Genomic DNA, 13,599 nt, shown 5'->3' with positions numbered 1-13,599 from the left:
ACGCACTCCTTCCCCGCACCTGTGCCCGGGCTCTGCCCCGGCCCCGTCTACGGGTATGCCACACCGGTCTGCCTACGGCCCATCAGGGACCGGACTCCTCCGGCGGCCCGCCCGTCGCCGAGGGCGTCGTACAGGGTCAGGGCATCCGTCCAGGATCGGAGGGCCTCCTTCTCGTCGCCCGCCCCCAGCCGGGCGCGCCCGAGGAGGACAAGGGCATCGGCTCGGTGGGCCCGGTGGCCGGGCTCGGTGAGCATTGCGACTGCCTGCTCGGCCCGTTGGGTGGCGCCTTCGAACTCACCCTGGTTCAGGCATGCCTCAGCCAGCAGGATCAGCGCCCTGGTCTCGAAGAGCCCGTATCCGCTACGGTTCGCCGGCTCCCGTGCCGCCTCGGCGAGTTCGGCCGCCTCCGTGTGGCGCCCCAGCTTCAGATTGCTGTCGGCCAGGCCCAGCAGGGCCCTGAGTTCGGGGGTGCGGGCGTTGCAGCGGCGGGCCAGGTCGCGTGCCGTTTCGTAGTGGTTCAGGGCGACGCTGTGGTTGCCGATGCTCTGCGAGAGCATCGCTCGCCCGACGTGCAGGTACGACTCTGCGCGTGCTTCTCCGGTCGCGATCTCGAACCCTTGGTCGATGTGGTCCAGGGCCCCCGATCGGTCGCCTGACTGGATCATGGTCAGGGCGAGCCAGAAGAGGGTGTAGGCAAGATCGACATCGTTGCCCAGCTTTCGCTGCATCGTGGCAGCTCGTTCGAGGGCCTCCCGAGCGCGCTGCCCCTGACCGCTCTCGTGGAGGACGGCTCCGAGGTTGCGTCCGGCGATCGCTACGGCCGTCGGGAACCCGAGTTCCCCGTAGAGGTTCAGCGCGCGGGTCAGTCGCTGCTCGGCCTCTGCCAGTCGGCCCATTTCGTGGAGGATCGCCCCGACGTTTCCGGTCGCGATCGCCTCACCCGCGCGGAAGCCCGCGCCTCGCCCGAGCTCTATGCATCGCTCGCCGTGGGCCAGGGCAGCGCCCAGATCGCCCACGTACCAGGTGGCGAGGCACAGACTGTTGTGGGCGGAGCTCTGCCCCTGCAGTGATCCGGTCCTGCGATAGAGGTCGAGGGCCTGGTGGTCGTGGGCCATGGACATGTCGTAGGCGCTGTGGTTGAGGTATGCGCTCGACAAGCTCCGGTGTGCAGCCGCCTGGCCCGCCAGGTTCCCGTCCGCCTCCGCCGCGGCGAGGCCCGCAGTGCCGACCGCGAGCCAGTCGACCGCATAGGCCCGCCGCATCATGTAGGGGCGCAGGGCATCGGCGAGGGTCCATGCGAACCTGCGCGGACCGTGCTCCGCTGCCCGCTGCACCAGAGCCACCGCGTTCGGCCGTTCCGCATCCATCCACTCGAGGGCTTCACCGGCGTCGGCGAAGAGGAGACCTGCGCCGGCCGTCTCCACCGGCAGGCGCAGGGTCTCGGGCTGCAGCAGTTGGACCGCGTTGTCGGTGCTCCCGAGGTACCAGGAGTACAGCCGCTCCAGGGCGGCCGCCTCCCCCTGCCGCCCTTCCTGTTCCCGGACCCGCTCGGCGGCGTAGGCGCGCAGCAGGTCGTGAAAGGTGAACCGGCCGGGTGCGTGTTCTTCCAGCAGGTGGGTCCTTACCAGTTCTCCCAGCAGCTCGGCGGCGGACGAGGGTTCCACGTCGGCCAGCGCCGCTGCGGCCCGCAGCGGCAGATCGCCACCGGGGGCCAGCCCGAAGAGGCAGAACATACGGGCGGCGGCCGGCGAGAGGGCGGCGAAGGACATGCCCAGCGCGGCACGCACAGCGGTGTCCTCGTCGTCCGGTACCTCGAGCGCCCCCAGTCGGTCCCGGGTCAGGCGGGCCGCCTGGTCGGCGAGGGAACGGTCAGGGTGGACGGCCAGGTCGGCCCCCGCGATGGCGACAGCGAGGGGCAGGTAGGCGCATGCGGCAGTGAGGACGGCAGCGGCCTCGGGCTCGGCAGCGACCCGCTGCTCGCCGATGATGTTGAGCAGCACCTCCTCGGCCTCTGCGGGCTCCAGCACCCGTAGCGGCAGCGGACTCGCGCCTTCCCGCGCGACGAGGCCGGCCAGCGAATCGCGGCTGGTGACGAGCACCAGGCACTCCGAGCCGCCGGGGAAGAGCGGGCGGACCTGGCTGGCGCAGCGCGCGTTGTCCAAGACCACGAGCATCCGCTTTCCCGCGCACAGGGAGCGGTAGAGGGCAGCGGCCCGGTCCGCCTCCACGGGGATGTGCTGTGCCGGTACGCCGAGGGCTTGGAGGAAGCCGCCGAGGGCGTCGACGGGGCGCAGTGGCCGACTCACGTCGTAGCCGCGGAGGTCCACGTAGAGCTGGCCGTCGGGGAACGCGTCGCGACGGCGGTGTCCCCAGTGGACGGCGAGCGCCGTCTTCCCCGCCCCGCCCTGCCCTGTGATCAGCCCGATCCTGACTCCCCCCGAGGCCAGGGGGCCGGCGGGCAGCATCCCGTCGAGCCGCTGCAGCGCTTCCCTCCGCCCGGCGAACGCCGCCGTGGATGACGGCAGTTGTGCGGGCGGCGCCTGGCCCGACGCCGCGCCGGCGGGGCCCCTTGGCGCCTGCCCCTTCGCCTCGGTCTCCGGGGCGCGGGGTTCGAGGAGGGCCGGGTCGCCGGCCAGGATCCGCCGGTGCAGCGCAACCAGCTCGGGGCCCGGTTCCAGTCCCAGGTCGTGGACCAGCTGGGTGCGCGCCTGCCGGTAGGCGGTCAAGGCGTCACCCCTGCGCCCTGAGCGGTACAGGGCGAGCATCAGCTGGCCGTGCAGCCGCTCGCGCAGCGGATGGTCGACGATCGCGGAGCGGACGTCCGTGATCACTTCCGCATGGCGGCCCAGTCGCAGGTCCGCTTGGACCCGGTTCTCGAAGGCGACCATCCGGGCTTCGTTCAGCCGTGGCGCCTCGATCCGGGTCAGGCGGTCCGCACGGCTGCCTGCCAGGGCTTCCCCCTGCCACAGGGCCAGCGCCGCCCGGAACCGGGCCGACGCCGTTGCGTCGTCTCCGCGTTCCGAGGCCTCCGCGGCTGCGCGGGTCATCCTTTCGAATTCCCGCAGGTCGAGCACGCCGGGGTCCAGCCGGAGCAGGTACCCGCCGGGCCCGGTCGCCAGTACCTCCTGGCCGGAGCGGCTGCCGTGCAGGGCTTGGCGCAGCCGTTTGACGTAGTTCTGCAGGGTGGTGCGGGCAGTCGCGGGAGGCGCGGCGCCCCAGATTCCGTCGATGAGCTCTTCGGTCGGCACCGGGCGGTCGGCGTTCAGGAGGAGCAGGCACAGCAGATCCCGTTCTCTCGGAGCGGTGATCGCTATGGGTTCACCTGCACGCCGGACGTCCAGCGGCCCCAGGATCCGATAGTGGAACAACGTGCACCCCTCCCCCTGCGCCCGACCGGGCGCAGGGGGAAGCGTACGGGACTGACCTGCACGTACCTCGCTCGTGCGGCGCTAGTGATCCGCTAGTGCCCTCTTCGCATGCTGGCGCCACAGTGCCCGTACTACAACGGAGTTGCATCCATGACCACGTCTCCCTCTGATCGGATGGCGCTTCGAGTCGCGCTGGTGGAGCGGCATCCACTGTTGCGGGCGGGCATTCGGTCCACACTCGACGGCGCTGGGGGCATCGATGTCGTCGCAGACGTCGGGGAGGGCGGCCATGTGGTGCCCCTGGTCCTGAGCTCGGCTCCCGACGTGGTCCTGATGGACATGGACCTGCCCGGCTCGGCCTCCTTGGAGCTGTGCCGGACGCTGGTCCGCGAGGCCGGCGCGACCGGGATCCTGGGCATGACCGGGCGCGGCGACGACGAGGGGCTGCTGCGGTCCGCTCTCATGGCGGGGGTCCGGGGGTATGTGTCCAAGTCGGCGGGGACCAAGGAGATGATCGGCGCGGTGCACATGGTGGGCAACGGGTTCATGGTCGCCGGTGACTGCGCGGCCCGGCTCGTCACGGGTCTGCTGCAGGCTCCCCGCCGAAGCCCGGAGCAGGATCTGCTGCCCATGCTGACCCGGCGCGAGCGGGAGATCTTGGATCTCGTGGCCCGGGGATACGACAACCGCCGGATCGCCCGTGCCCTGACGCTGGCCGAGAAGACGGTGCGCAATCACGTTTCCGCTGTCTTCTCGAAGATCGGTGTCAGTGGCCGGGCGCAGGCTGTGGTGTACGGGCGGGAGGCGGGCATGGGCGTGACGGATCGGTGATCCGTCCCGTCGTTCGGGGGCTGGGCGGGTCAGCGGTAACCGGCCGCCTGGAGGTCGAAGAGGGCGGCGTACAGGCCGTCGGCGTGCATGAGTTCCTCGTGCGAGCCCTGCTCCAGAACCCGGCCGCCGTCGAGGACGACGATGTGGTCGGCGGCGCGGACGGCGGAGAAGCGGTGGGCCACCAGAAGCGAGGCAGCTCGGGTGTGGACCTTGCGCAGAACGTCGAACACTTCCGCTTCCGCGGCTGCGTCGATGGCGGCGGTGGGCTCGTCGAGAATCATGATCGGAGCGTTGCGCACCACCGCGCGTGCCAGGGCCACTTTCTGCCACTGGCCGCCGGAGAGCTGGTGACCGCCGGGAAACCAGCGGCCGAGCTGGGCGTCGAGTCCGCGCGGGAAAGCGGTCAGGGTCTCGCGGACGCCGGCGGTCGCAGCGGCCTCCCACAGTCGGTGGTCGTCGTCGAGTGCCGAGACCTTGCCGAAACCGATGTTCTCCCGGACCGGCGCCTCGTACTGCTGGTAGTCCTGGAATATCACCCCGATGGCGTTCCTGAGGTCGCCGCGTGCGTAGTCCGTCAGGGGCCGGCCGTCGAGGAGTATGCGCCCTGCGGTCGGCTCGTAGAACCGGGTGAGGAGCTTGAGCAGGGTCGACTTGCCCGCGCCGTTCTTTCCGACGAGTGCGACGCACGCTCCCGCCGGCACGGTGAAGGACACGCCGTCGAGGACCGGCTGCTGCTCCCCCGGGTATCGGAAGGACACGTTCTGGAACTCGATGCCCTGGCGCAGCACGGCCGGCACGGGCAGTCCGTGCGGCTCGGAGGGTTCCTCCGCCATGTCCAGGAAGTCGAACAGGTGGTCCAGGAAGAGGCAGTTCTCATACAGCTGCACTCCGCTCCCGAACAGGCTCCGCACCGCCCCCTGTATCAGCGTGACCCCTGCGATGTATCCGGCGAGGGCTCCCACCTGGCCGCTGCCGAGCGCCGACCGGACGGCCAGCAGGATCGCCACCACCGTGGTACCTGCGCTGAGCAGGCCGAACAGCCCACTGAACACGGCGCGGCGGCTCTCGATACGCCGGTCGCTGTCGTAGAACCCTTCCGTCAGGGACCTCGCCCGGCCGAGCAGCAGCGGCACCAGGCCGAACAGCCTGGTCTCCTTGTAGGTCTGGTCGTTGGTGAGCAGGTGCTCCAGGTAGCTGAGCCTTCGCCGTCCTTCCGACCTGGCGTGTTCCACGGCATGGGAACGCCGGCTGAAGTACAGGTTCACCAGCGCGGCGGGCACCGGGGCGAGGCAGACGGCCAGGGCCACCGGCACGCTCGTGCCCAGCAGTACTGCTCCGACCGACAGGAAGGAGAGTGCCGCGGAACCCGCCGCGATGAGCTGCATGAGCACCTGGAAGGGGCGGAATGCGGACTCCCGTGTGGCACGCTGCAGGCGGTCGTACGTGTCCGGGTCCTCGAACTGGCTCAGGGACAGCCGGGCCGATTTCTCCATGACCGCCAGCCCGACCGCCTCCGGCAGCCGGCTGCGCAGCAGGGCCTGCTGGTGGTCTTCGAGGACCGCCAGGAAGTGGCTCACGACGGTCACACCGGCCAGGCAGGCGGCCGCGGTGAGGGCCGGCGCGGCGGCGGGCCCGCTCGCTCCGCGGCCCGCAGCGTCGACCACGGCCTGCACCATCCGCGCGGTGAAGTACACCTGGACGGCGGGAACGAGCGCCGAGAGCACGGAGATCAATGACACCGACAGCACGTGGCGGGGGCTGATCTCCCACAGCAGCCGCAGCGCCCGCACCCAGAGCCGGTTCACCGCCGACCACCGCCCGGGACGGGACGCCCCTGGACTGCGCGGAGTGCAAGCGCCCTCAAGTGCTCGCAGCGGCGTTCGCGGTCCCGGTCGAGGCCCAGTATCCGGATCGACTGCATGTGGGCGAGACTCCCGAGGATCTCCTGCTCCGTTCCGATCAGCCGGCCCGCGTCGGCGAGGCTGCGGACGAGTCGCCCCGCGCGGGCCACCGCGTCCGCCTGCACGGCGACTGCCGCATCCAGCGCGTCCGCCCACTGGCGTGCGAGCGGGTCGGGGCGTTCGTCCCAGGGCGCGATGAGGTCGCACAGTGTGCGGCGGACGGTACGGAACTTCTCGCGGGTGTTCGGCGGGATCTCCTTGGCCGCGAGCAGGCGGCCGTCTTCCGCGGTGTGGCCCCACTGGCGGTGGAGCGCGTCGAGCGCGTAGGCGGAGACCACGTCGCCGTCCGTCTCCGGACGGCTGCGGAGCAGGTCCAGCAGTGCGGTCGCCATGTCACTGCCGGCTTCGAAGACCGCCTCCACGGCGTCCATCGCGAGCGGGCCACCGTACCGTTCGGTCTCTCGGTCGTAGGAGACGACGGAGAGGTCCGCGGCCGTGCCCGCGTCCACCAGAGTCCTCGCCCAGTCGACGAGCCGGACCAGCGGCGCCGCAGCCTCCGCCCCGGCTGCCCGCCGAATGCGCACGCGCAGGTGCGGGTGCGGGTCTCCGTAGCGGATGAAGAACCACCGGTCGATCAGTCCCTCCTCGCGCAGGCTCCGGACGAGTGCAGGGAGGCTGTCGGCAAGGATGTCCTCGTGTCGGGCCGCGGCCGCATACAGCTTGACGTGGACCCAGTCGCCGCCGGCGGTCTGGCGCTTGGCACGGGCGGGGTCCGCGGCCATGGCGCGGCCGGCTGCGATCGTTGTCGGGGAGACCGCCGGAACCGGCTGCTCCACTGCCGTCTTCCTGGCCAGCAACGGCACGACGATCTCGTTCGCGTACGAACGGCCCTGTGCGTCGCGGAGCCAGGACGGCTGGGCGGGGTGGGCCGCGCATTCCTCCAGCACCAGGGCGCCGAGGCCGCCGGGTCCGTAGGCGGTGCGCAGTGCGCGCCGGACCTCGTCCACGCACAGTGGGTTGTCCAGGTCCAGGAGGATCCGGTGGTCGAACAGGGTCAGGTGGGCCCAGCGGGGGACCTGCCAGGTCTGCCGCCATTCCCGGAAGGCTGTGAGGAAGGTGTCGTGGTCGTCGGCTGCGGACTCGGCGCAGGCTTCGGGGAAGCCGGGAACGTCCGGGCCGAAGCGCCAGCGGGCGGGTTTGAGGACGACCCGGCCCCTGGTCACGCCGGGGAGGAAGGGTGCTCCGTCCAGGGGCCCCCAGCTGAAGTCCGCAAGCAGGGCCCATCCGTCCTGGGAGGCCTCCAGCAGGAACCGGCACACGTTGGGTGCGCTGCCCCAGTTCGCGAGGTGGCTCTGTGTCACTCGCACTTGCCGGCCGAGGCGGGCCGATCTGAGGTAGAAGCGGTCCCCGGTGGCGCCGACGAGGATGTCGGAGAGGTCGATCTGTTCGACGCCCTGTCCGGTGGGTGCGGCGTTGACGCATATCTCGTAGCGGCGGACGGGCGGGTGGACGGCCACGTTTCCACGCCGCCCGTCCAGCTGGGCGTAGTTGAGCTCGGCGAAGACGGCGCTGGTCCCGTCTTCGGCGGTGCAGAGCGCTTCCTCCGCGGCGGCGTATTCCTTGAGCTGCTTTTGGACGTTCTCACCGAGCAGGTCGAAGAACCGGCCTCCGTAGCATCCGCCGTCACGCATGGCGCCCGGGCTCAGCACGAACGTCCACTGTCCGCTGTCCAGGTGTTCCGGCGACTCGGCGACGATCTGGCCCATGATGTCCAGCGACGGGCGGGCGTCGGGGCCTGAGCCGCCCTCGTCGCGCGGCTGCCATGCCGTGAGGAAGGCATCCGTGATCTCCATGTGGCGCTTCCCTTGGGCGAGCGCGGCAGCGGCTAGGGCGGCGAGCGCCGTCTCCTGCTCCCGCCGGTCCCTCCTCGGGGAGGGGGTCAGGGGCAGTTCACGGGGCGGGAACCTGTACGACTCGGGCGCATCGAGGCCGGTCTCGGGATGGAGCAGCTCCAGGACGGGGACCTCGGCGCCTATGCCATAGCGTTCGAGGAACTCCTCGTGGTACGTGATGAGATGGTGCAGCCGGGGCGGGTGCTGGCCCAGCCTGAGCAGCACTTCGGCGGCGTCGGCCGCGGCGGCGGCCACCTGGGAGTGGAGGGTGGTGCCCGTCAGGTCAAGCCGTGCGTCGACGTGGAACGGGCTCTCGGTGTGGTCCGGTACCACCACGCGCTGGTGCTCGTGGAGGTGGGCCAGCAGGCGGCTGCCCTCTTCGGGCGTGGCCTGGTCCGCTGCTGCCGCGAGCGCGCGGGTGCGGCGCAGGGCCCGTCGGTAGCGGCCGGCAGCGCCGAGGCCTTCGATGCGGTCGAGGACCGCCTGTTCGGGACAGGGGTGGGTCAGGGAGGGGCGGAGGTCGCTCGTCAGCATGCCCAGTTCCCACAGCCGGTCCAGCAGTGCCGCGATCCTGTCCGCCGGCGCTGTCGGGAACGCGCCGGCCAGGGCGGTGGTCAGCTCCGTCCAGCGCGGACGGGTGGCGGCCAGGGCCAGGACGGCGTCGACGGCGCGGGTGGCCCGGATGCTGCTGCTCGACCGTTGGCCCGCGGGGCCCGATGTCTGGGCCACGGGCAGCGCAACGCGGCCGCCGGTGCGCTGGAGCAGCGGGTTGACTCCGACCGTCAGCTCGTCCCGCAGGACCGGGTCCCCCTCCATTGCCGTGATGAGTGCCATGAGCCAGCCCGTGTCCGCGCGTGTGCTGGTGGCCGCCGGGTGATCGCCTGCCCGCGCCAGGGTGCTGGTATCGCCGAACTCCCCCGCCCCCACGTGCGCGAACAGGCCGTACGGCGTAGCCCGGGAGCTCATTCTCGACAGGTAGCGCAGCAGCGAGGAATGCATCCGGTCGGCGTTTCGGAGGTCGCTTCCCCGTTCGCTCCTGTCCAGCTCCTCGGCGAGGCTGTGGCTGGCCACCCGTACGGCCCGGCGCACCAGGGGGTGTGCTCCCAGCGTCCACAGGCGCTCGCGTGCACCCCGGCCCTGGGCGTCCAGTGCTTCGACGTACGGGTCGAGCGGCAAGGCCGGCGAGCGGACCAGGAAGAAGCCGGCGGGGGTGTACAGGCTCATGGCGTTTCTTTCTTGCGCAGGCTGGTCAGGTGATGAGCAGGGAGCGTTGCCACCGCCGTGAGACGGGCGCGGACACGGTCCACAGGGATGCGGCGACGCCGGCCGCTCCGCACAGGAAGTCCGGGTTGTCGATCCGCAGGTCGGGCGGCTCGAGGTTCTGCACACCGAAGGGCAGGTCTGCGGAACAGTGCGCGAGCAGCTGCTCCGTCAGTGCGGGCAGCGAGATCCGGGCCTGGGTGCTGTCCGTCGTGCGGACGAAGACCTCGCAGATGGCGAGGAGTCCTGCCAGGCCGTGGCAGAGGGTGGGCGGCAGGGCGGGTGCGTCGTTCCCGGAGCGGCGCAGCGCCGCTTCGAACGCGGTGACCGCGTAGGCCCGCAGCTTGGCGTTCTCCAGGGCTTCGGCTGCGGTGAGCAGGGCGGCGGCGATGCCGGGGGCGCCGTAGCACCAGGCTGTCCGTGTGGGGTGCCGGGGCCGGGCACGCCGGCCGTCGGGGGCCATGGGTACCCCGCTCGGCCAGTCGACCCCGAACTCGTCCTCGATGGCGGCCGACGACAGCAGAGCGATCGCGTTGCTCATCGCCTCGTGCATGCCTGCACGTCGGTAGCCGGCTTTCCAGGCCAGCGAGAGCGCGGCGAGCGGGCCGGGGATGCCGTGGGCGAGGCCCAGGTTGACGTACCCGTACGGGTATTCCTCCAGGTCCGTGGGCAGCACGTAGTCCTCGGGCGGGATGACCCAGCGGGGCTCCGTCCCAGCGGCTGCGGGGGTGCAGAGGCGGACCAGCCCGTCGATGAGCCCGTGGACGCCCGCGCGCAGTTCTGCATCCGGCCGGGGCACGGACAGCAGGTAGCCGAGGGTGCCCGATGCTCCCTCGAGCACGTCGTACGCGACGATGCTCGCTCGGGAGCCCTGGTGAGGGGTGCCGATCGCTTTCAGCTGGTCGGCGAGGCGGGCGTGCAGGGCGTCGAGGGGGCGCTGGTAGCGGCGGTCGCCGGCAGCGAACTCCGACAGTGCCAGGGCCAAGCCGGCCGACCCGGCGACGATGCCGTGCCCGGACAGCGGGTGAGCGTGGGTGCTCTGCACCGCTCGGATCAGCATCCCGTGTGCGGCCCGACGCTGCTTCTCACCCTGTTCCGGGTCCGTGTCCGAAGCAAGGCGCAGGAGCAGTGCGAGCCCTGCGTCGCCGGCCAGCAGTGAGCTTGCCTGGCGCCGGCTCGGATTGTTGGGGTCGGCGACCGATGCGGCTGCCCGGTCTTGGACGTATCCGGGGTCGGTGAGGCGCGAGGTGATCAGGGCTGCGGTGCGCCGTGCCCGCTCCGCGAGGGGGCCGGTGATCACAGTCCGCCCCGGCGCGCGTAGCCGAAGCTGTCGAGGAGGTGGCCGAACCGGTTCTCGAACCGCTCGACGTGGGCCGGGGAGAAGACTTCCTGCCAGCGCCCCGTGCGGCCCTTGTTGAGGGTGAAGGACCGCGGGTTGAAGAGGCGGTCGGCCATGGACTCGGGATCGCCGTCGTGGTCCAGCCAGTCGGTCACCCGCCGGATCGCGGCCAGCTGTCCTTCGCGGGTGCCGCCGCCCTGCGGGCCGACCAGCTCCTCGAAGGAGACGTGGCAGACGTTGGGGTGGTGCAGGAAGCTGATGGCGGACTCGAAGTCGGACAGCAGCGGCAGCTGCGGGTCGGACAGCGCGTAGTCCAGTTTCCTCCCGTAGTCCTCGATCGACTCCAGGACCGGCCCGAAGACGGCCGACTCCGGGTACCGCAGGAACTTCAGGCCGTTGTCCCGGGAGAAGAAGTCCACGAGGGAGACCAGGACGTCCCTCGGGTCGCGGTAGTTCAGGATCACCTTGGGCGATCCGGTGTTCACCCACTCGGCCAGGAACGAGTTGTCCATCCGCCAGACATCGACCGAGTGGAAGATCCAGCTCACGCCGGCCGGCGTGGAGGAGAAGGGGGTGGTCCAGATCTCCTCGCGCATCGTGGGGCCGAAGCGTGCCTCGGGTGCGATCGCCTCGACATGGGCCAACGGCGCCACCGCCAGTCGCGTCTGCCAGGCCCAGGCCAGCTGCAGCCAGACCTTGTCCGTCGTGCGGATGAAGGCGTCCCGGTCCCGCTCGTGGTCGAGTGCGGCGAATTCGGCGGGGTCGAGGAACCTCTCCGCCATCTCGATCCGCTCACGGATGCTGAACGCCGGCCGTCCCGCGGCCGGCGGTACCGATTCGCCATAGACGCGATAGCCGAGGTGCACGAGCAATTCCTGCACCAGGTGGGTCCCGGATTTCCGCGGAGATATGACGAATACCCGCTCGCTTGACAATTCTGGCCGCCCTTTCACATGAGACGGCGGCCTGCCGAGATGGGCAGGCCGCCCTGGATCAGTCTCAGCAGACGGGACGGCTCCTGCCGGCGAGGTTCTCGCAGCAGTGCGAGCCGCACCGTCTCTTACTGAAGTACCGGTCGTCGAGTCCGACCTCGATGTGCGCGGCCGATCGGAACCCGCACCGCCGCGCACATCGAGATCGAGATCACTTGGGGCAGACGGTGCAGCTCTTGCTGGCGCCGCTGCCGCAGCAGTACGACCCGCACGATCCCTTGCAGGAGTACCAGTTGCTGAACCCGCCCTCGACGGACGCGACGTCCGAGCTCACCGCGATACGCACATCGAGATCGAACTCGTCGAGATCGAATTCCTGCACGACCGGCGCTTCCAGAGAAACCGACATGTCTTCTCCCTTGAGATGACTGGAGTGGATCGGAACGAGGGAAATCATCTGCCGCCACCTGTCCCGGATTCATGATGCGAATGTCCCGACCGTGTCCCGGGTTTTCTCACTCGACGAGTCCGGCGGCCGTCAGTTCGGAAAGACAGGAGTTGACATGGCTGTGCGCCGACTCGGAATCCAAGCCCGTGCGCCGCCCGTATTCACCCCGCACCGAGCCGATGTCTCGCCCGTCGCACAGCGAATAGATCAGCCACGACCGCGCGTTGAGCCAGTGCATCGCGGCGGTGTCCGTGTTCGCCACGAGCAGTTCGCCCCGCTCGGGCAGCGGCCTCGCCATCGCGCGCGCACTGCGGCGCACCGCCCTTCCGTCCGCCACGGCAGCAGGCTGCGCCGAGGCCGTTCCCTCCGCGTGTGCGGGCGGTGTGGCCTCGGGGGTCCCGTGCAGCAGGTCCAGCACCTCCAGGAGCCACTGCATGAACCGCCGGCCGTCGGAGGTCAGGCGCCACTGCGGCAGGCCGAGGACGTATCCGGCCAGGTAGCGGGCGCGTTCCAGGCTCGATCCGTAGGTGCCGTTCCTGGCTGCCTCCGTGCCGGGGCTGACCTCGTCGACGACCTCGCCCGACGGCGGATCGCCGAACTCGGCGCGGAGCGTGTCGTCGGCGCGCCGGGCCGCTTCCTGGAACAGGAGCATGTGGACGTAGAAGTGGAGTGCCACGAGTACCCGCACGACCCGCCAGGGCGTCTGCCTCCAGGGGATCGGCACGGACAGGTCGGCATCCCGAAGGAGCGCGCCTGAGCGCAGCGCGTCGAAGAGTTTGAGGTGGACGCCCTCGTGCAGCAGGGTCTCAGCAGCCGTCCACGGGTCGTTGAGGCGTTCCGGCGCCATCAGGATGGCCGACGGAAGGGGGTCGCCGCCCGAGAGGGACTGCAGCGGGCCGTCGGCCGACTCCCCTCGCGTGAATCCCACGACGGACACGTGCCGCAGCACGCTGGGCCCGACCTGCGGAAGCAACCGCGTCAGCAGGTCGGCTCCCCGAGTCAGCTGCCGGCACATCGCCGGGGTCGGGAAGACCGGGTCCGAGGTCGGCCCGCCCTCGATGCTGCCGTCGTACAGCTGACGCAGCCGAGTCGACAGCTCACCGGGCACTCGGTCGGCCGGACTCATCTCGGTCCACAGCCAGGCGGGCCCGTGCTCCGGCCACGGCCGGACGTGCGGGGTGGCCATCCGCTCGCAAGGTCCCAAGCCGTCCTGGTCGAGCGGAAGGCGGGCCGCCAGCCCAGCCAGTCCGAGGACATCGGCACGACCGTTCTCCAGCTTGGCCATGTCGTCCTCGAAGGCGTTGCGCAGGACGGGGTCGCCGAGCAGCAGGAGCAGCTGCTCACGGCTCGCCAGGGAGAGCCGCCGCAGCACCCCCGGATGCCGGGTTTCCGACAGCTCCAGCAGCCGGAGGCCGAGGGTGAAGCGGGCGACGTTTCGTTCTGCGATGGCCTCGGAGTCGCCGAACAGGCCGTCAGCTACCAGCAGCCCGTCCGCACGGGCAACTGTTTCGTTGGAGGAGTCACGTGATGCTATGCGCGGCATTGAAGGCACCGTCCGGTACGGAATAGAAAGAAGACAAACCGAAAAAGGCCCGGGGGGCGCCCGGAACTGGCACCCCCCGGGCCGG

At 70.8% G+C, this 13,599-nt stretch carries 8 protein-coding genes; 1 reads left to right on the top strand and 7 read right to left on the bottom strand.

The window, feature by feature from the left end; genetic code table 11:
• Positions 1–47 precede the first annotated feature (47 nt).
• Positions 48–3,368, bottom strand: coding sequence for an AfsR/SARP family transcriptional regulator (locus ACZ4VL_RS27235; RefSeq protein ID WP_468204858.1), 3,321 nt, complete (start codon positions 3,366–3,368; stop codon positions 48–50).
• Between the two features lie 150 nt (positions 3,369–3,518).
• Between ACZ4VL_RS27235 and ACZ4VL_RS27230 the strand changes: the two genes are divergently transcribed.
• Positions 3,519–4,199 (top strand): LuxR C-terminal-related transcriptional regulator, encoded by a 681-nt coding sequence (locus tag ACZ4VL_RS27230; protein WP_468204856.1) that lies wholly within the window; start codon positions 3,519–3,521, stop codon positions 4,197–4,199.
• 29 nt (positions 4,200–4,228) lie between these two features.
• Here the strand turns inward: ACZ4VL_RS27230 and ACZ4VL_RS27225 are convergent, their stop codons facing one another.
• From ACZ4VL_RS27225 to ACZ4VL_RS27200, 6 genes are all read right to left on the bottom strand, one after another.
• Positions 4,229–6,004 carry an ABC transporter ATP-binding protein gene (locus ACZ4VL_RS27225; protein ID WP_468204854.1) on the bottom strand — a complete coding sequence of 592 codons (1,776 nt, stop codon included), beginning with the start codon at positions 6,002–6,004 and terminating at the stop codon, positions 4,229–4,231.
• A complete protein-coding gene (locus tag ACZ4VL_RS27220) occupies positions 6,001–9,216 on the bottom strand; it encodes a lantibiotic dehydratase (protein WP_468204852.1) in 3,216 nt (1,071 codons plus the stop codon). Before ACZ4VL_RS27220 ends, ACZ4VL_RS27225 begins: the two co-directional genes overlap by 4 nt.
• 25 nt (positions 9,217–9,241) lie before the next feature.
• Positions 9,242–10,552 carry a lanthionine synthetase C family protein gene (locus ACZ4VL_RS27215; protein WP_468204850.1) on the bottom strand — a complete coding sequence of 437 codons (1,311 nt, stop codon included), beginning with the start codon at positions 10,550–10,552 and terminating at the stop codon, positions 9,242–9,244.
• A complete protein-coding gene (locus tag ACZ4VL_RS27210; protein ID WP_468204848.1) occupies positions 10,549–11,544 on the bottom strand; it encodes a sulfotransferase domain-containing protein in 996 nt (331 codons plus the stop codon). Before ACZ4VL_RS27210 ends, ACZ4VL_RS27215 begins: the two co-directional genes overlap by 4 nt.
• 190 nt (positions 11,545–11,734) lie before the next feature.
• Entirely contained in the window at positions 11,735–11,932 is a 198-nt protein-coding gene (locus ACZ4VL_RS27205; RefSeq protein WP_468204847.1) for an FDLD family class I lanthipeptide, read from the bottom strand.
• A 106-nt stretch (positions 11,933–12,038) separates the two neighbouring features.
• Positions 12,039–13,514, bottom strand: coding sequence for an aKG-HExxH-type peptide beta-hydroxylase (locus ACZ4VL_RS27200; protein WP_468204845.1), 1,476 nt, complete (start codon positions 13,512–13,514; stop codon positions 12,039–12,041).
• Positions 13,515–13,599 lie beyond the last annotated feature (85 nt).

This window comes from Streptomyces sp. NPDC029014 (genome assembly GCF_055564695.1).
The sequence above is the reverse complement of the archived record's forward strand: the minus strand, read 5'-3'. Positions and strand labels throughout refer to the sequence as shown.

What these genes read in the sequence shown, in the direction of transcription:
- ACZ4VL_RS27230 (WP_468204856.1), top strand. Translation starts at nt 3,519, where the DNA reads ATGACCACGTCTCCCTCTGATCGGATGGCGCTTCGAGTCGCGCTGGTG.
- ACZ4VL_RS27220 (WP_468204852.1), bottom strand. Translation starts at nt 9,216, where the DNA reads ATGAGCCTGTACACCCCCGCCGGCTTCTTCCTGGTCCGCTCGCCGGCC.
- ACZ4VL_RS27205 (WP_468204847.1), bottom strand. Translation starts at nt 11,932, where the DNA reads ATGTCGGTTTCTCTGGAAGCGCCGGTCGTGCAGGAATTCGATCTCGAC.
- ACZ4VL_RS27200 (WP_468204845.1), bottom strand. Translation starts at nt 13,514, where the DNA reads ATGCCGCGCATAGCATCACGTGACTCCTCCAACGAAACAGTTGCCCGT.